The sequence below is a fragment of the Paracoccus chinensis genome (assembly GCF_900102885.1).
In the GTDB taxonomy this organism is placed as follows: Bacteria; Pseudomonadota; Alphaproteobacteria; order Rhodobacterales; family Rhodobacteraceae; genus Paracoccus; species Paracoccus chinensis.
This window is the reverse complement of sequence record NZ_FNGE01000002.1, coordinates 285,997-303,314: the sequence shown is the minus strand read 5'-3', so window position 1 is coordinate 303,314 and position 17,318 is coordinate 285,997. Positions and strand designations below refer to the sequence as shown.

At 70.3% G+C, this 17,318-nt stretch carries 12 protein-coding genes; 6 read left to right on the top strand and 6 right to left on the bottom strand.

Going from position 1 to position 17,318, the window contains the following annotated elements:
• Positions 1 to 68: 68 nt before the first annotated feature.
• Both BLQ03_RS03345 and BLQ03_RS03340 read left to right on the top strand, forming a co-directional pair.
• Positions 69 to 2,288 (top strand): YjbH domain-containing protein, encoded by a 2,220-nt coding sequence (locus BLQ03_RS03345; RefSeq protein ID WP_090752766.1) that lies wholly within the window; start codon positions 69 to 71, stop codon positions 2,286 to 2,288.
• An 8-nt stretch (positions 2,289 to 2,296) separates the two neighbouring features.
• A complete protein-coding gene (locus BLQ03_RS03340) occupies positions 2,297 to 2,947 on the top strand; it encodes a YjbF family lipoprotein (protein ID WP_090753043.1) in 651 nt (216 codons plus the stop codon).
• A gap of 144 nt (positions 2,948 to 3,091) precedes the next feature.
• Here BLQ03_RS03340 and BLQ03_RS03335 read toward each other — a convergent pair whose 3' ends face one another.
• Together BLQ03_RS03335 and BLQ03_RS03330 are read right to left on the bottom strand one after the other, a co-directional pair.
• A complete protein-coding gene (locus BLQ03_RS03335) occupies positions 3,092 to 3,325 on the bottom strand; it encodes a hypothetical protein (RefSeq protein ID WP_090752762.1) in 234 nt (77 codons plus the stop codon).
• A 399-nt stretch (positions 3,326 to 3,724) separates the two neighbouring features.
• Positions 3,725 to 5,629, bottom strand: coding sequence for a pseudouridine synthase (locus tag BLQ03_RS03330; protein ID WP_175558756.1), 1,905 nt, complete (start codon positions 5,627 to 5,629; stop codon positions 3,725 to 3,727).
• A 117-nt stretch (positions 5,630 to 5,746) separates the two neighbouring features.
• On the opposite strand from BLQ03_RS03330, the gene BLQ03_RS03325 reads away from it, so the two are divergent.
• The 3 genes from BLQ03_RS03325 to BLQ03_RS03315 all read left to right on the top strand — a co-directional run bounded on the left by BLQ03_RS03325 (position 5,747) and on the right by BLQ03_RS03315 (position 12,497).
• The gene (locus tag BLQ03_RS03325; protein ID WP_090752759.1) at positions 5,747 to 6,193 is read left to right on the top strand and encodes a nucleoside deaminase; all 447 of its coding nucleotides are present in this window, start codon (positions 5,747 to 5,749) and stop codon (positions 6,191 to 6,193) included.
• Positions 6,194 to 6,256: 63 nt separating this feature from the next.
• A complete protein-coding gene (locus tag BLQ03_RS03320; RefSeq protein ID WP_090752755.1) occupies positions 6,257 to 9,691 on the top strand; it encodes a pyruvate carboxylase in 3,435 nt (1,144 codons plus the stop codon).
• Between the two features lie 181 nt (positions 9,692 to 9,872).
• Positions 9,873 to 12,497: an OmpA family protein gene (locus tag BLQ03_RS03315; RefSeq protein ID WP_090752751.1), complete on the top strand. Its 2,625-nt coding sequence runs from the start codon at positions 9,873 to 9,875 to the stop codon at positions 12,495 to 12,497.
• An 83-nt stretch (positions 12,498 to 12,580) separates the two neighbouring features.
• Here BLQ03_RS03315 and BLQ03_RS03310 read toward each other — a convergent pair whose 3' ends face one another.
• The 4 genes from BLQ03_RS03310 to BLQ03_RS03295 are packed head-to-tail and all read right to left on the bottom strand — an operon-like array spanning position 12,581 to position 15,390.
• Positions 12,581 to 13,075, bottom strand: a complete 495-nt coding sequence (locus BLQ03_RS03310; protein ID WP_090752747.1) for a hypothetical protein — start codon at positions 13,073 to 13,075, stop codon at positions 12,581 to 12,583.
• Between the two features lie 7 nt (positions 13,076 to 13,082).
• The gene (locus BLQ03_RS03305) at positions 13,083 to 13,496 is read right to left on the bottom strand and encodes a GNAT family N-acetyltransferase (protein ID WP_090752743.1); all 414 of its coding nucleotides are present in this window, start codon (positions 13,494 to 13,496) and stop codon (positions 13,083 to 13,085) included.
• Positions 13,493 to 14,629 carry a succinyl-diaminopimelate desuccinylase gene (gene dapE, locus BLQ03_RS03300; RefSeq protein WP_090752738.1) on the bottom strand — a complete coding sequence of 379 codons (1,137 nt, stop codon included), beginning with the start codon at positions 14,627 to 14,629 and terminating at the stop codon, positions 13,493 to 13,495. Before dapE ends, BLQ03_RS03305 begins: the two co-directional genes overlap by 4 nt.
• On the bottom strand, positions 14,626 to 15,390 hold the full coding sequence (locus tag BLQ03_RS03295) for a sulfite exporter TauE/SafE family protein (protein ID WP_090752735.1): 765 nt from the start codon (positions 15,388 to 15,390) through the stop codon (positions 14,626 to 14,628). Before BLQ03_RS03295 ends, dapE begins: the two co-directional genes overlap by 4 nt.
• 185 nt (positions 15,391 to 15,575) lie before the next feature.
• Here BLQ03_RS03295 and BLQ03_RS03290 point away from each other — a divergent pair, with 185 nt between their 5' ends.
• Positions 15,576 to 17,204 (top strand): acyl-CoA dehydrogenase family protein, encoded by a 1,629-nt coding sequence (locus tag BLQ03_RS03290; protein ID WP_090752731.1) that lies wholly within the window; start codon positions 15,576 to 15,578, stop codon positions 17,202 to 17,204.
• Positions 17,205 to 17,318: the final 114 nt, after the last annotated feature.

Sequence of the window (17,318 nt, the reverse complement as noted above, 5' to 3'; positions counted from 1 at the left end):
GCCGCCACCGGCACAGGAAGACCCGGCGGCCCTTGCGCCCCGGTTCCGCCCGCGAAAGGACAGTTCGCATGACGAAAGCCCGCCTGACCCCTCTGACCCGCCGCCTGCTGGCCACGGCGCTGCCAGTTGCGGCGGCGCTGGTCCCGGCCGGCGCGGGCTTCGCCGATCCCATGATCGGGACGGTGACGAACCGCTATGGCCTGCCCGGCGTGATCGACACGCCCACGGCCGAGATGATGCCCGACGCGACCCTGGGCGCGGTGCTGGGCTATACCGAGCTGGGCAACAGCACCGGCCTCAGCTTCCAGATCCTGCCGCGCGTCACGGCCGTGCTGCGCTATGGCAAGTTCGACAGCACCGAGGAAGACCGCGGCTATGTCCGCGACCGCTCGTTCGACATCCGCGTGTCGCTGCTGGACGAATCCCTGGGCGGCTGGCGGCCCTCGGTCGCAGTCGGCCTGCAGGATGCGATCGGGACGGGCTTCTATGCCTCGGAATACGTGGTCGCCACCAAGACGCTGTCGCCGCGCCTGCGCGTCTCGGCGGGTCTTGGCTGGGGGCGGCTGGCCAGTTCCGGCGGCATCGGCTCGCTGATCGACGACCGGGGGGCGCCTGACGAGGAGGAAGGCGGCTCGCTGAACACTGACCAGTGGTTCCGAGGCGAGGCCGCGCCTTTCATCAACCTCCAGTGGAAGGCCACGGACAAGCTGACGCTGCTGGCCGAATATTCCGGCGACGACTACGCCTGCGAAACGGGCGACGCCGACAACTGCGCCCGCACCGCCTGGCTCAGTGACGAGGAGCCGCTGTCCAACAACGTCAACCTCGGGCTCAGTTACCAGATGGGGCCGAACTACCAGATCGGCGCCTATGTGCTGGGGGGCAAGCATTTCGGCATCCAGGCCAGCATGACGCTGAACCCGCGCCGCGCGCCCTTCCCCTCGGGGCTGGAAAAGGGCCCCGCGCCCGTGCGCCCGCGCGCAGCCGTGGCGGCGGACCCCGACGGCTGGTCCGGCGCCTGGGCGCAGGACCCGACCGCGCAGCCCGCGATCCAGAAGGCCCTGGGCGACGCGCTGCGCAAGGAAGGCCAGACGCTCGAGTCCATGGTGCTGACCTCCAATCGCGCCGAGGTCCGCATCCGCAACAACCGTTACATCCAGCAGGCCGAGGCCGTGGGCCGCACCGCGCGGCTGATGACCCGCGCCCTGCCGCCGTCCGTGGAAACGCTGGTCGTGACCTCGGTCGAAGGCGGGATGCCCGTGTCCTCGGTCACCATGCGCCGGTCGGATGTCGAGCGGCTGGAAAACACCGAGGCCGGGCAGATCGCCAGCGTGGCCGTCCTGACCGACGCCGATCCGCGCCCCGCCGGGCTGGTCCGCAACCCCGAGGTGACGCCACGCTTCCAGTGGGGACTGCGGCCCTATCTCTCCACGGGCCTCTTCGACCCCGACGAGCCCTTCCGCTACGAGGTCGGCGCCGCCGTTTCGGCCAGCTACGAACTGGTGCCCGGCCTGACCCTGAAGGGCACCGTCCGCCAGCGCCTGTTCGGCAATGCCGAGCAGGAGGCGCCCGGCGACCTTTCGGTCGAGGAATACCTGGCCCTGTCCGACGAGCAGATCGCCGAGGGCAACAACGGCGTCTACCGCGTCCGCTCGGACGGGCGGATGTATTCGGGCAACGACAAGCTGCGGGTGCCCGAACTGACGCTGAACTGGAACGCCCATCCGACGCAAACGGTCTATACCCGCGTGACGGTCGGCCTTCTGGAAAACATGTATGGCGGCGTCTCGGGCGAGGTGCTGTGGAAGCCTGTGAACTCGCGCCTGGCGCTGGGGGCCGAGATCAACCGCGTCCGCAAGCGCGACTACGAGGACGCCTTCGAGTTCCTGGACTACGAGGTCACCACGGGTCACGTGTCCGCCTATTACGAATTCGGCGGCGGCTTCGTGGGCCAGCTGGACGTGGGCCGCTACCTGGCGGGCGACGACGGCGCGACCGTGACCCTGACGCGCGAATTCGCCAGCGGCTGGTCGGTCGGGGCCTATGCCACCAAGACCGACCTGTCCGCCGAGGAATACGGCGAAGGCTCGTTCGACAAGGGCATCGAGATCAAGATCCCGCTGGCCTGGGCCACGGGGATGCCGTCCAAGCGGACGGTGGGCGGCACGATCAGCTCGCTCAACCGCGACGGCGGGCGGCGGGTGCGCGTCGATGACCGGCTGTACGAGACGATCCGCGATAGCCATTCGACCAAGATGTATGACGGTTGGGGGAAATTCTGGCGATGAACAGGTCCATGCTGAAGCTGGTGTCCGCTCTGACCCTTGTGGCCTTGGCGGCGGGCTGTTCCAGCCGCAACGGCGCCGACGAGGCCGAGCCCTCGGCCTCGCCCTTCGGGATCGCGCGTGCGGCGCTGGGCCAGATCGTGACCGAGCGGCGCAGCCAAGGCACCCCCGCCCCCGCGCGCAGCCCCGATGAGATGGCGGCCGCGGCCCTGGCCGCCAATCCGGGTCCGCTGATCATGGTGGGACTGGAACAGTCCGGCACGACCCAGGTGATGGCCATGACGGGCCAGAACGGGGGCATGCGGACCTACATGACCCCGAACGAGCAGGCCGTGATCATGCGCGGCTTCATGGTGACGGGGACGCGCGGGCTTGGCCGCGACCTGTCGGTTGCCGAGGCCGCCCCGACCGCCGCGCTGGTCCAGGCGGGCCGCTCGGGGAACGCGAAGCGGGTGATGCGCTACTACAGCGGCGACGGGCTGGAACGGCCAATTGACTTCACCTGCCAGGTGAGCCCCGGCCCACGGGCCGGCGTCATGGTCGAGAACTGCGAGGGTCACGGGCTGTCCTTCCAGAACAGCTACCTGCCCTCGGCGGGCGTGTCGCGGCAGTGGATCGGGCCGGGCCTGGGCTATGCGACCATCCAGGTCCTGCGGAACTGACGGGCGCCGGATGTCCGACTATGGAAGGCTCGCCATCCGGCGGGCCTTTTTCCTTTCCCGATATCCGGTTCGCCCTGTCGGGCCGCTCCAACGAAAAGGGGCCAGTCCGAAGACTGGCCCCTGATCGGTACCGATCCGAAAAGATCAGTTGGTGGTGTCGTCGTCGTCATCATCATCGTCGTCGTCCGAAGCGACGGCAGCGATGACGCCCAGCAGCAGCAGGGCGGGGACGACGAGACCGGCGTTGGTCGACGCCGGACGGGTGTCGACGACGACGGGCTCGACGTCGACGACCGGGGCGACGTAGCCGCCGGCGAGAGCCGACGAAGCCGACAGGCCAAGGGCCGCGGCGAAGGTAGCGAATTTGGTCATGATCATGCTCCGTACTCTTTTGAAGTCTGCCGGTTTCCCGACAGCATCGAGGCGACAGTTACACAAAGGCCCGATATTGAAAAGCGGCTAACAGCCGGTTTCGCTGCGGGTCAGCGGGTACTGTTGCTTTTTGGCCAACACCCGCTTTCGCCCCTGGTTCCTCACTGCGCGGACAGCCCCGGAAGGCTGTGGCTCATCTGCATCAATATTGCCTTTGCAGGCAGAAAACCGCGCATTTTCCGTTTGTTCCGGAAAGTTGGGGAACCAACTGAGAACTGCCCGAAACGGATCACTGGCCTTGGCGATTCCGGCGGAGGCAATTCAACGACAAGGCGAATCATTGCCCTGCCGAAAAGGCGCGACCCGTGGTCCTGAACGGGTCGCGGCAAGGGTCTGAAGACCCTCTCAACCCCGGTCGGGGCCGCGCGGACCCCTGGGCCGGCCGTCGGGCTTGCTCCCCGGCCCGCGCCCGGTCGGCGCACCGCCCCGAGGCTTGCCCGGTCCCGCACCGCCTTGCCGGGGACGGCCGCCTTGTGCCGGTCCGCCGGGACGGGGACCACGATCGGCCCGGTCAGGGCGCCCGCCCTCGCCCTGCGGACGGTCGGGGCGCAGGCTGCGCGGCTTGCGCGCGAACCCCTCGTCCTCGCCGCGCCGGGGGCCGCGCGGGGCACCCTCGCGCGGCGGCCGGGCCGGGCGGTCGCCGTCGCGCTGCTCGCGCTGGGCCCAAGGCTTGCGCTCGCCGCGCGGGCCGCCCTCGCTGCGCGCACGGTCAGGACGCTGTCCCGCACCATCGGCGCGCGGACCACGGGGGCGGTTTTCCCCCTCGGTGCGGCGGCCGGGGCCCTTCCGCTCGAACCCGCCCTCGGCCGGACGGAGGCCGCGCTCGCGGTCACCGAAGCGTCCGCCCTCGGCACGGCCGGGGCCCGCGGGCTTGCGGTCGAACCCGCCGGTCTTGGGGCCACGCTCGTATCCGCCCTCGCGCGGCTTGCGGTCGAAGTCGCCCCCCTCGCGGCGCGGCTTGCGCTCGAAGCCCTCGCCCCGTGGAGGCCGGGCCTCGCCCGAACGGGCGGCCCAGGGCTTGCGATCCGCCCCTTCGCCGTCGCGCCGGGGCGCTCTCGGCTTGCGCTCGGCATTGTCGCCCTCGGGCCGCGGGGACCAGGACCTGCGCTCACCACCCTCGCTGTCGCGGCGCGGCGTGCGGGGCTTGCGTTCGGCACCCTCGGGCCGCGAGGACCATGGCTTGCGGTCACCGGCCTCGGCGTCACGGCGCGGGGCGCGCGGCTTGCGTTCGCCCATATCGCCCTCGCGGCGCGGCCCTCGCGGAGCATCCGGGCGGCCACGGCTTGCGGCGCGAGGCGCCTCGTCCGTTTCGCCGGTCAGCAGCCCGCCGAGCTGGTCGCGCAGCACGCGGCGCTTGACCTCGCGGACCTCGTTCTCCTCCATCCCCGTCAGCTTGAAGGGACCGTAGCCGATGCGGATCAGCCGGTTCACGATCAGCCCGACATGGGCCATCGCGCGGCGGATCTCGCGGTTCTTGCCCTCGCGGATGCCGACGGTCAGCCAGGCGTTCGCGCCCTGCTGGCTGTCGAGCTTGATCTCCATGGGCGCAAATTCCTCGCCCTCGATGGTGGCGCCGCGGCGCAGGGGATCGAAGGTCAGGTCGTTCGGCTGACCATTCACGCGGACGCGATAGCGGCGCAGCCAGCCGGTCGAGGGCAATTCCAGCCGCCGCTTCAGCTCTCCGTCGTTGGTCAGCAGCAGCAGGCCCTCGGAATTGAGATCGAGCCGCCCCACGCTCATCACCCGCGGCAGTTCGCGCGGCAGGGCGTCGAAGACAGTCTGGCGGCCCTTCTCGTCCGATTCCGAGGTCACGAGTCCGACCGGCTTGTAATAAAGCCAGAGCCGCGTTTCCTGCGCGGCCTCCATCGGCTTGCCGTCCACCGTCACCTTGTCGGCGGGCAGCACGTCCAGCGCGGGGCTGGAGATCTTTTTCCCGTTCACGGTGACGCGGCCTTCCACGATCATCCGCTCGGCCTCGCGCCGGCTGGCCACGCCCGCGCGGGCCATGATCTTGGCGATGCGCTCGCCGCCCGAGGACTGAGCAGGCGCGGATTTCTTCGCCGCGCCGGCCTTCGCGGGCTCGGCCGGCGTCTCGGGCACGTCGTCGTCGTCGTCGTCGTCGTCGTCGTGGCGCTCGTCCGCCTTGTCCTCGGCGGCAAGCTCGATCTCGTCGTCGTCCTCCTGCTCGACGCCCTCGACGGGCGGCAGGGCTTCGTCGTCTTCGTTGCGGGGGGTGTCAGCGTCGGTCATTGCGATCTCCTGCGCATCGCTGCGGTGGTGTGGCGGCAAGGCGCCGGGTCTAGACCCAACGCTGCTCGGGTGAAAGCGGTTCTTGCGCCCGGACCCGCGTCACGGCATCCCCGCCCCATGTTCCGCAGCCACATGGATGCCGCCCTGAGCGAAGCCCGCGCCGCCGCCGACCGGGGCGAGGTGCCTGTCGGCGCCGTCCTGACCGACCCGGCGGGCCGGGTCGTCGCCGCAGCGGGAAACCGCACGCGCGAGTTGTCAGACCCCACGGCCCATGCCGAGATCCTCACCATCCGCGCGGCCTGTGCGGCGGCCGGATCGGAACGCCTGCCCGGCCACCGGCTGTGGGTCACGCTCGAACCCTGCCCCATGTGCGCCGCCGCCATTTCCGCCGCGCGGATCGCCGTGCTGTATTACGGCGCCGCCGACCCGCGCATGGGGGGTGTCGCGCACGGCGCGCGGGTCTTCGACCATCCGCAATGCCACCACCGTCCCGAGGTCTACGAGGGCATCGCTGCCGAACCCGCGGCCGAGCTTCTGCGCCATTTCTTCGCCGCGCGGCGCTGAGCCCATCGTCGCGCTTGCACTCGCCGGACGCCTGCTGAAAGGTTCGCCCCAAATCCTCCGGGGGTGCAGATGTTCCAGAAGATCCTTGTGGCGAACCGCGGCGAAATCGCGATCCGCGTGCTGCGGGCGGCCAACGAGATGGGCAAGCGGACGGTCGCGGTCTATGCCGAGGAGGACAAGCTGAGCCTCCACCGCTTCAAGGCGGACGAAGCCTACCGCATCGGCGAGGGGCTGGGGCCGGTCGCGGCCTACCTGTCGATCCCCGAGATCATCCGGGTCGCGAAAGCCTCGGGCGCGGATGCGATCCATCCGGGCTATGGGCTGCTGTCGGAAAACCCCGACTTCGTGGACGCCTGCACCGCCGCCGGCATCGCCTTCATCGGGCCAACGGCCGAGACGATGCGGGCCTTAGGCGACAAGGCTTCGGCCCGGCGCGTGGCGATACAGGCGGGCGTGCCGGTGATCCCCGCGACCGAGGTCCTGGGCGACGACATGGCCGAGGTGGCGCGGCAGGCGGAAGAAATCGGCTATCCGCTGATGCTGAAGGCCAGTTGGGGTGGCGGCGGACGGGGGATGCGTCCGATCCAGTCGGCGGCCGAACTGGCCGAGAAGGTGCGCGAGGGCCGACGCGAGGCCGAGGCCGCCTTCGGCAACGGCGAGGGCTATCTGGAAAAGATGATCCTCCGCGCCCGCCACGTCGAGGTGCAGCTGCTGGGTGACGGCCACGGCGGGCTCTACCACCTCTATGAGCGCGACTGCACGGTGCAGCGCCGCAACCAGAAGGTCGTGGAACGCGCGCCGGCGCCCTACCTCACCGCCGAACAGCGGGCCGAGGTCTGCGGGCTGGCGCTGAAGATCGGGCAGGCCGTTGGCTACCGCAACGCGGGCACGGTCGAGTTCCTGATGGATATGGACTCGCAGCAGTTCTACTTCATCGAGGTGAACCCCCGCGTCCAGGTCGAGCATACGGTGACCGAGGAGGTCACCGGCATCGACATCGTGCAGGCCCAGATCCGCATCGCCGAAGGCGCGACCTTGGCCGAGGCGACCGGCATGGCCTCGCAAGGGGACGTGACGCTCTCCGGCCACGCGATCCAGTGCCGCGTGACGACCGAGGACCCACAGAACAACTTCATCCCCGACTATGGCCGCATCACCGCCTATCGCTCGGCCACCGGCAACGGCATCCGGCTGGACGGCGGCACGGCCTATGCCGGCGCGGTCATCACCCGCTATTACGATTCGCTGCTGGTCAAGGTCACCGCTTGGGCGCAGACGCCCGAGGCCGCGATCCGCCGCATGGACCGGGCGCTGCGCGAGTTCCGGGTGCGGGGCGTTTCGACCAACATCGACTTCGTCATCAACCTGCTGAAGCACCCGGTCTTCCTGTCCGACCAGGCGACGACCAAGTTCATCGACACGACGCCCGAGCTGTTCGACTTCTCGCCCCGGCAGGACCGGGCGACGAAGATCCTGACCTATCTCGCCGACATCAGCGTGAACGGGCACCCCGAAACCAAGGGCCGCCCGCGCCCCGCCGAGGCGAAGCTGCCCGTCGCCCCTGCCCCGCGGCAGGAGCCGCCCGAGGGCACGCGGCAGCTTCTGGACCGCGAGGGGCCGCAGGGCGTCGTGGACTGGCTTTCCCGCCAACAGCGGCTTCTGCTGACGGACACCACCATGCGCGACGGGCACCAGTCGCTGCTGGCGACGCGGATGCGGTCCATCGACATGATCCGCGTGGCACCGGCTTACGCGGCGAACCTGCCCGGCCTCTTCTCGGTCGAATGCTGGGGCGGCGCGACCTTCGACGTGGCCTACCGCTTCCTGCAGGAATGCCCCTGGCAGCGGCTGCGGGACATCCGCGCGGCCATGCCCAACATCATGACGCAGATGCTGCTGCGCGCCTCGAACGGGGTCGGCTACACCAACTATCCCGACAACGTCGTGCAGAGCTTCGTCGCGCAGGCCGCGAAGTCCGGCGTGGACGTCTTCCGCGTCTTCGACTCGCTCAACTGGGTCGAGAACATGCGGGTGGCGATGGACGCCGTGGTGGGTTCGGGCAAGCTCTGCGAAGCCGCGATCTGCTACACCGGCGACCTGATGGACCCGGATCGGTCCAAGTATGACCTCGCCTATTACGTCGACATGGGGCGGCAGCTGCGGGACGCGGGGGCCCATATCCTCGGCGTCAAGGACATGGCGGGGCTGCTGAAACCTGCCGCCGCGCGGGTGCTGTTCAGGGCGCTGCGCGAAGAGGTCGGCCTGCCGATCCACTTCCACACCCATGACACCAGCGGCATCGCGGGCGCCACGGTGCTGGCGGCGGCGGAATCGGGCGTGGCCATCGTGGACGCGGCCATGGACGCCTTCTCGGGCGGCACCTCGCAGCCCTGCCTCGGCTCGATCGTCGAGGCGCTGGACGGGACGGACCGCGACACCGGTCTGGATATCAGCGCGATCCGGGAAATCTCGAACTACTGGGAACGGGTGCGCGACCAGTATTGCGCCTTCGAGGCGGGTTCGCGCGCCCCGGCCTCCGAGGTTTATCTGCACGAGATGCCGGGCGGGCAGTTCACCAACCTCAAGGCACAGGCGCGATCCTTGGGCCTGGAAGACCGCTGGCACCAGGTGGCCGAGACCTATGCCGAGGTGAACCGGATGTTCGGCGACATCGTCAAGGTCACGCCTTCGTCCAAGGTCGTGGGCGACATGGCGCTGATGATGGTGGCGCAGGGACTGACGCGCGCGCAGGTCGAGGATCCGGCGGTCGAGGTCGCCTTCCCGGATTCGGTCGTGGACATGATGCGCGGCAACCTCGGCCAGCCCCCCGGCGGCTGGCCCGAGGCACTGCAAAGGAAGGTCCTGAAGGGCGAGACGCCGATCACCGAGCGGCCGGGCGCCCTGATGCCCTCCGTGGACCTCGATGCCGCCCGCGCCGAGGTGCAGGCCAAGCTGGACACGGACCTCGACAACGAGGACTTCAACGGCTGGCTGATGTATCCCAAGGTCTTCAGCGACTATGCAGAACGGCACAAGGTCTATGGCCCCGTCCGCACCCTGCCCACGCCCGCCTTCTTCTACGGGATGGAGCCGGGCGAGGAGATCAGCGTCGAGATCGACCCCGGCAAGACACTGGAGATCCGGCTGCAGACCATCGGCGACACCGATGATGCGGGCGAAGTCCGGGTGTTCTTCGAACTGAACGGCCAGCCCCGCACCGTGCGCGTCCCGAACCGGGGCGCAAAGGGGGTGACCGCCGCCCGGCCCAAGGCGGACGGGGCGAACCCCGGCCATCTCGGCGCGCCGATGCCGGGCGTGGTGGCGACGGTCGCGGCGCAGGCGGGGGCCAAGGTCCGCGCGGGCGACCTGCTGCTGACCATCGAGGCGATGAAGATGGAAACCGGCATCCACGCCGACCGCGAGGCCACCGTGAAGGCCGTCCATGTGGCGCCCGGCCAGCAGATCGACGCCAAGGACCTGCTGGTCGAACTGGACTGACAAGGGCCGCGCCGCCTTGGGGCGGCGCGCCCGATCACGCCGTTTTCACAAGGCTTTGGCCGCCCTCACGCAGGCGTGGGGGGAACGCGGCGGGGTTTTGGTGGTTCATTCCCGGACAGCCCGCCTCTTGCGGGCCGGAACCGCGCGGCGCCCTTGCCGCGCCTCGGGACATGGAGCCGCAATGCCTCGCACCTTTTTCCGCAATTCCACCGCGCTTGCCCTGGGCCTGGGCCTGGCCCTGCCGCATGTAAGCGGGGCGCAGGCCCTGCCTGCCCCCGACGCAGCCCGAACCGCCCAGACGCGGGCAGGCAACATGCCGGAACTGGCCCGGATGCTGGACGAGGAAATCCGCGCGGGCCTGAAGGCGGACGACCTGAACTGCCTGATGAACGCGCCGAAGCCCTGCCCCGAGGGCTCGCCCCTGTTCACGCCCAAGGGCATCGCCGTGCAGATGGTCGAAGACGGCAGCTTCATCCTCGCCCCCGCGCCGCAGCAGGTGAAGCGCGTGAACGGCGAAGGCAGGCTGGTGCCGGCGGATGGCAAGCTTTACGGCGCACCGAGGTCCGAGGCCGATCTGCCCGCACCCGTGCGGCTGGCGCAGGCGGACGGGGAGACGGCCACGGATGCCGTGCCACTGCCTGACGCTGCGGCTGAAGGTAACGCAGGCGCCGATGCAGCGGCGGCCGATGCAGCGGCTGCGGCCGCCGCGGCCGAGGCGGATGCACCGGTCGTGGCCGAAGAGCCGGCCGCCGAAGCGCCCGCCCCCGAACCCGTGGCAGAGGCCGCGCCGGAGCCCGAACCCGAGGCTGCTGCGCCGGCCGAAGCTCCGGCGGCGGCGGAAGAGCCTGCAGCCGAGGCCGAAGAGCCCGCCGTCGAGGCTGCCGCCCCCGAGGAAACGGCAGAGGCCGCGCCGGAAGCTGCGCCCGAGCCTGCCGAGGCACCGGTCGTGGAGGCAGAGCCTGCCGCCGAGGCGCCCGCGCAGGCGGCCGAAGCCGCAGCTGAGGACACGGCGGAAGACCAGCCGGAAGCCGCGGCCGAGCCCGCCGAGGCGCCGGTCGTCGCCGCCGAGACGCCTGCGCAGGCAGCCGAAGAGGCTGCGGCGTCCCCCGAGGCGCCGACGCCTGCTCCGCAGGCGCAAGCCGCCCCCGAGACCAGCGAGCCCGCCGCGGCGGCTGAAGCTCCGGCCGCTGCAGATGCGCCGTCCGAAGCCGACCTGGCCCGCGCGCTGGCCGAACGCAGCGAAGGCGAGGCCAGCACCGACGCGGCCCCTGCCGCGGAAAGCGGCGCGGCAGCTTCGGCCGCAAGTGCCGACAGGGACGCAGGCGCAGCACCTGCGGCCGAGGCGACCAGCCCGGCCGAAGCCGCCGGACAGGCTGCAGCGGAAAGCGCCGCCACGGACGGCACTGCCACAACCCCGATCGTCGAGGGCACCGCTTCCGAAGGAACGGCCCCCGCGGCTGAAGCAGCGGCCGGAGCCGGCGCGACGGCTGCCACTGCGGCAGAAGGCGCAGCCCCGGTTGTCACGGAAGGCGCGGCGGCGACGCCGACCGCCCCCACCGACGAGGAGCTTGCCGCCGCCCTCGCCGGCGCGCGCGAGGTTCCCGAGGCCGAGGCACGCCCGACCGACGCCGCCCGCGAGGCCGCCGCGGCGGCAGCGGCCCCGGCCGCCGCCGCGCTGGCCGAGACGGCCGCGCCGGTCACCACCTCGGACACGCGGCAGGTGACCGAGGAAACCTCGCGCAGCGCGACCGAGGACTTCCTGACCGACGTGCGCGGGGCGCTGCGCCAGGGCGACATCCCCGTGGTGGGCGGAACGCAGGGCGCGACCGCCCCGGTGGTCGTCGGCGCGGACGGCCAGCCCGTCACCACGGACGGTGCGCGGACCGAGGCGCGTGACAACGAGGACGATGACCGCAGCAACCTGGAAAACGTGCTGCGTCAGGCGGTGCTTCCGGCACTGGCGGGCCTCGCCGTGGGGCAGCTTCTGTCGAACAACCGCCAGGTCGAACTCAACACCGGCGACCGCGTCGTCGTGACCCGGCCTGACGGCAGCCAGGAGATCATCAAGGACGACAACGCCCTGCTGCTGCGTCCCGGCTCGACCGTGCAGACCGAGGAATATGCCGACGGTTCGACCCGGACCATCGTCACGCGCGAGGACGGCAGCCAGGTCGTGACGATCCGCGACGCCGACCTGCGCGTGCTGCGCCGGACGCTGGTGCAGCCGAACGGCACCACCACCGCGCTGATCGACGAAACGGCGCAAGTCGCGCCCGTGGACGTGGCGAGCCTGCCCCCGCCCGCCCGCCCGGTCGTGGTCGCCCCCGGCCAGCAGCTGTCCGAGGACGCCCTGCGCGAGGCGCTGCGGCGCGAAACGCAGGTGGACCGGACCTTCACCCTGGGCCAGATCCGCAACATCCCCGAGGTGCGCGCCCTGGTCGCCCCCGTGGACATCCAGGCGATCACCTTCGACACCGGCTCGGCCGCGATCAAGCCGGACCAGGCGCAGGCGCTGGCCTCGCTGGGCCGCGTGATCGCCGACAGCGTGCGGCAGAACCCCTCGGAGATGTACCTGATCGAGGGACATACCGACACGGTGGGCGCGGATGCCATGAACCTGGCGCTGTCGGACCGCCGGGCCGAGTCGGTCGCCCTGGCCCTGACCGAGTTCTTCGGCGTGCCGCCGGAAAACATGGTGGTGCAGGGTTATGGCGAGCAGTTCCTGAAGGTGCCGCAGGAAGGCGACATCCGCGCCAACCGCCGCGCCTCGGTGCGCCGGATCACGGACCTGCTGGCGCGGAGCTGACGGGACCGGGGCCTTGCCCCTGCACCCTTGGATACTTGGATCAGACGAAAAGGCCGGGGCGTTCCCGGCCTTTTCCCTTTGCGTCAGTCCTTCCGCTGCCAGACGACGCGAAAGGCATCGTTCGCCGCCAAGGCCGCCGCGGCCGCGCTGAGGTCGAAGCCCGGCAGGGCCGCGAAGGCATCGGCCAAGGCCGCCGCCCCTGCCGCCTCGACGGGGATCAGCAGAGCCTCGCCCTCTCGCGTCTTCAGCCGCCAATGGGCGTGGCCTTCCAGCCGGATCAGACGGATCTGGGACAGGTCGCGCAGGGCGATCTCTCCGCCCAGCGCCCGGGCGCCGTAATAGCGGATCGCGCCTTCCTCGACCTCGACGAATCCCGGCGCTCCGATGTCCACGGCAAAGCGCCGACGCCGCCAGGCGCCAATGCCCCAGAGAAGCGCGAAGGCGAGGATCGCCCCGCCCAGGGGCTGGAAGAACAACCCGCCCTGTGCGAAGACCCAGAGGCCGAAGGCGCCGGTCAGCGCGGCGGCCCCCACCTCGCGCCAGGGCCTGAAGCGGGCGACCAGCTCGGGGCGGATCAAGCCCGCCTCACAGCGCCAGGCTCATGTCGCGGTGGGGGATCCCCGCGTCGTCGTATTCCGGGCCGTAGACGGTGAAGCCCAGCCGTTCGTAGAAGCCGATGGCATGGGTCTGCGCGCCCAGTTTCGCCATGGTGACGCCGCGCGCGCGCAGTTCGTCCAGCGCGGCGCGCATCAGGGCCGCGCCTGCGCCCGTGCCCCGCAACTCGGGCAGGATCGCGACGCGGCCGATCTTGGCGGTTTCGCCCTCGATCAGCAGGCGGGCGGTACCGACGGGGCGACCGTCCTGCGTCGCCAGCAGGTGCACGGCAGTGGCGTCCAGATCGTCCAGTTCCAGTTCCTCGGGAACGTTCTGTTCCTCGATGAAGACGCGGCGGCGGATCGCGGCGCAGGCGGGGAAATCGTCGGTGACGGTGATCTTCATCGGAAAAACCGCTGCAGGATGGACTGGTAGATGGCTTTCAACTGGTGGACCTGCTCGACCGGGACGCGCTCGTCCACCTGGTGCATGTAGGCGCCGACAAGGCCGAACTCGACCACCGGGCAGTGGTCCTTGACGAAGCGGGCGTCCGAGGTGCCGCCCGAGGTGGACAGCACCGGAACGCGGCCGGTGTGCTTGGTCACGACTCCCGCCACCAAGTCCACGAAGGGACCGGGCTCGGTCACGAAGGACTCGCCGCTGACCGTGACGGCAAGGGCGATGCGGACGCCGGTCTCGGCCTCGACCGCCGCCGCGCGCTCGTGCAGCATGGCGGTCAGGCTGTCACCGGTATGCGCGTCGTTGAAGCGGATGTTGACGGTCGCGGTCGCCCGTTCGGGGATGACGTTCGAGGCCGGGTTGCCGCAGTCGATGGTCGTGACCTGCAACCCCGAGGGGTCGAAATGCGCCGTTCCCTGGTCCAGCGGCCGGGCGGTCAGGTCCCCCAGCAGCCGTACCAGCGCGTGCAGGGGATTGAGCGCGCGATGGGGATAGGCCGCATGGCCCTGGCGGCCGGTGGCGGTGATCTGCGCGGTCAGGCTGCCCCGGCGGCCGATCTTGATCATCTCGCCCATCGCCTCGGGGTTCGAGGGCTCGCCCACGATGCAGACGTCCATGCGCTCGCCCGCGTCACGCATCCAGTCGAGGATGGCGCGGGTGCCGTCGCGGGACGGGCCTTCCTCGTCGCCGGTGATGGTCAGGATCACGGCGCCATCCGGGGGCGTCTTGGTCACGAAATCCACCGCCGCCGCGACAAAGGCAGCCACGCCCGACTTCATGTCGGTGGCGCCCCGGCCCCAGATCATCCCGTCCGCCAGCGCGCCGGAAAAGGGCGGATGGGTCCAACTGGCCGGATCGCCCGGGGGCACCACGTCCACATGGCCGTTGAAGCCGAAGCTGCGCGCGCCCTTGGCGCCCCAGCGGGCGTAAAGGTTGGGCACGCCGTTCCGGTCCACCCGGCGGCAGTCGAACCCCGCAGGTTCCAGCACCTCCTGCAGCAGGTCCAGCGCTGGGCCGGCCTCGGGCGTCACCGAGGCGCAGCGGATCAGGCGGGCGGTCAGAAGGGTGGGATCGGTCATGACATCACCTCTATCCCCCGGCGGATCAGGTTCAGCGAGGTCAGCGCCAGCAGCACCAGGGTCCAGCGCCGGAACTGCGCCAGGTCCATCCGGTCCTGCAGCCAGAAGCCCAGCTGCATCCCGGCGAAGGCGGGGATCACCATCAGCAGGGACAGCGGCAGCGTCTGCGCGTTCAGCACGCCCGAGGCAAGATGCGCCACCGTCAATGCGGCCCCTCCCAGAAGGAAAACGACGCCCTGCACCCGGATCTGTTCCAGCTTGGGGGCGCCGATGGACAGCAGGTAGACGATCAGCGGCGGCCCCCAGATGCCGGACACCCCGCCGTAAAGCCCGCCGATGATGCCGCTGGTGACCTCGGCCCGGCGGCGGTGATGGATCGGCAGGGTCATCGGGCGGCCTGACAGCTGCCACAGCGCGAAGCCGAGGATCGGCACCCCGAGCGCGAGATACATGAGCGGCTGGGGGATCACCCGCGCGAAGGGGGCCGAGACGAACATGAACACCGCCACCATCGCGATATGCCAGCGATAGTCGCGCGCCGTTCCCCAGGCCGCGCCCATGCCCTGCCGCGTCGCCTGCTGCACATTCGTCAGCAGCACGGGCAGGATCATCAGCCCCAAGGCCACCTGCGTGGGAAGAAACGAGCCCAGCGCCGACATCAGGATGATCGGCATGGCAAAGCCGATCGCGCCCTTGATGGTGCCCGCGCCGAAGGTGATGGCGGAAACAAGCAGAAGCGTCTGGGGGTCAAGGCCGAACATGGCGCGGACCCTGCCCCCGCGCAGGCGTGGCGGCAAGAGGTGGCCGCAGGGACAGGCCTTGTGAGAGACGCCATTGCGCATGTGCGCAACGAAGCTGCGCGCAAGCCTGTGCCTGCGCAGCATAGTTGCGCTGCACCTGCGAAAAGGCTAGGCAGATTCGAGCCCCTTCTCGCAGGAACAGCCCCATGCTTGACGCCCGCGCCACACTTTCCCCTGCCGACGCGCAGACCCTTGTCCCGGAACTCGATACGCTTCTCGCCCGCGCGACCGAGGCGCTGCGGGCGCGGGTGGGCGGCGGCAGGATCGACCCGGCCGTGCTGGAAACCGATCAGCACGCGGCCCACGCGCTGTCCTGGCTTGCGACCTATGTCGAGTCGCTCAGGCAGCTGTCGGCCTGGGCCGGGCGGCTCGGCGAGGCTTTTGGCGAGATCGAGGCGCTGATCCTGCAGATCGGCTTCGGCGAATACCTGACGCAGATCGCCGGCGGCATTCCGATGAGCCAGACCGAGTTCGCCCGCCTCTCGGACCTCGGGATCGACTGGCAGCCCTCGGACGCGGCCCGCGCGGCGATGGGGGGCAACAGCCCGCAGGCCCGCGCGCGGCTGGTCGCGCTGATGCAGGACAACGCGGGCCGGGCGACGGTCGGCGCCACCGGCCTCGACGAGGACCTGGAGATGATCCGCGACCAGTTCCGCCGCTATGCCGAGGACCGGGTGATCCCCAACGCCCATGAGTGGCACCTGAAGGACGAGCTGATCCCGATGGAGGTCATCAACGAACTCGCCGAACTCGGCGTCTTCGGCCTGACCATTCCCGAGGAGTTCGGGGGCCTCGGCCTCTCGAAGGCGTCCATGGTCGTCGTCAGCGAGGAACTCTCGCGCGGCTATATCGGCGTGGGCTCGCTGGGCACCCGCTCGGAGATCGCGGCGGAACTGATCCTTGTCGGCGGCACGCCCGAGCAGAAGGAACAGTGGCTGCCCAAGCTCGCAAGCGGCGAGATCCTGCCCACCGCCGTCTTTACCGAGCCGAACACCGGCTCGGACCTCGGGTCCCTGCGCACCCGCGCCGTCCGCACCGAGGACGGCTGGGAGATCACCGGCAACAAGACCTGGATCACCCATGCCGCCCGCACCCATGTCATGACGCTGCTGGCGCGGACCGAGTCCGACACGACCGACTGGCGCGGCCTGTCGATGTTCCTGGCCGAGAAGACCCCCGGCACGGACGAGAACCCCTTCCCCACCCCCGGCATGACGGGCGGCGAGATCGAGGTGCTCGGCTATCGCGGCATGAAGGAATACGAGCTCGGTTTCGACGGCTTCAAGGTCAAGGCCGAGAACCTACTGGGCGGCCAGCCTGGGCAGGGCTTCAAGCAGCTGATGCAGACCTTTGAATCCGCCCGCATCCAGACGGCGGCCCGCGCCATCGGCGTGGCGCAGTCGGCGCTGGAACTGGGGATGCGCTATGCGCTGGACCGCAAGCAGTTCGGCAAGGCCCTGATCGAGTTTCCGCGCGTGGCCGACAAGCTGGCGCTGACGGCGGTGGAGATCATGATCGCCCGCCAGCTGACCTATCATTCGGCATGGCAGAAGGACCATGACAAGCGCTGCGACCTGGAAGCGGGGATGGCCAAGCTGCTGGGCGCCCGGGTCGCCTGGGCCGCGGCCGACAACGCCCTGCAGATCCACGGCGGCAACGGCTTCGCGCTGGAATACACGATCAGCCGGGTGCTCTGCGACGCGCGCATCCTCAACATCTTCGAGGGTGCGGCCGAGATCCAGGCGCAGGTGATCGCACGGCGTCTGCTGGGCTGATCGCGTTGCCCGAATGGCACGACGGGCGCCGCTCGCGCCCCCGTGCATGGACATTATGGCAACCCGGTGGCAGGGCCGTGCGATATTCTCGTGAAGTCAAACACCTGTTCATCG

Excerpts from the sequence above, each read along its gene's own strand:
- BLQ03_RS03315 (WP_090752751.1), top strand. The coding sequence starts at position 9,873 with ATGCCTCGCACCTTTTTCCGCAATTCCACCGCGCTTGCCCTGGGCCTG.
- BLQ03_RS03290 (WP_090752731.1), top strand. The coding sequence starts at position 15,576 with ATGCTTGACGCCCGCGCCACACTTTCCCCTGCCGACGCGCAGACCCTT.
- BLQ03_RS03305 (WP_090752743.1), bottom strand. The coding sequence starts at position 13,496 with ATGAAGATCACCGTCACCGACGATTTCCCCGCCTGCGCCGCGATCCGC.
- dapE (WP_090752738.1), bottom strand. The coding sequence starts at position 14,629 with ATGACCGATCCCACCCTTCTGACCGCCCGCCTGATCCGCTGCGCCTCG.
- BLQ03_RS03325 (WP_090752759.1), top strand. The coding sequence starts at position 5,747 with ATGTTCCGCAGCCACATGGATGCCGCCCTGAGCGAAGCCCGCGCCGCC.
- BLQ03_RS03295 (WP_090752735.1), bottom strand. The coding sequence starts at position 15,390 with ATGTTCGGCCTTGACCCCCAGACGCTTCTGCTTGTTTCCGCCATCACC.
- BLQ03_RS03340 (WP_090753043.1), top strand. The coding sequence starts at position 2,297 with ATGCTGAAGCTGGTGTCCGCTCTGACCCTTGTGGCCTTGGCGGCGGGC.
- BLQ03_RS03335 (WP_090752762.1), bottom strand. The coding sequence starts at position 3,325 with ATGATCATGACCAAATTCGCTACCTTCGCCGCGGCCCTTGGCCTGTCG.
- BLQ03_RS03345 (WP_090752766.1), top strand. The coding sequence starts at position 69 with ATGACGAAAGCCCGCCTGACCCCTCTGACCCGCCGCCTGCTGGCCACG.
- BLQ03_RS03330 (WP_175558756.1), bottom strand. The coding sequence starts at position 5,629 with ATGACCGACGCTGACACCCCCCGCAACGAAGACGACGAAGCCCTGCCG.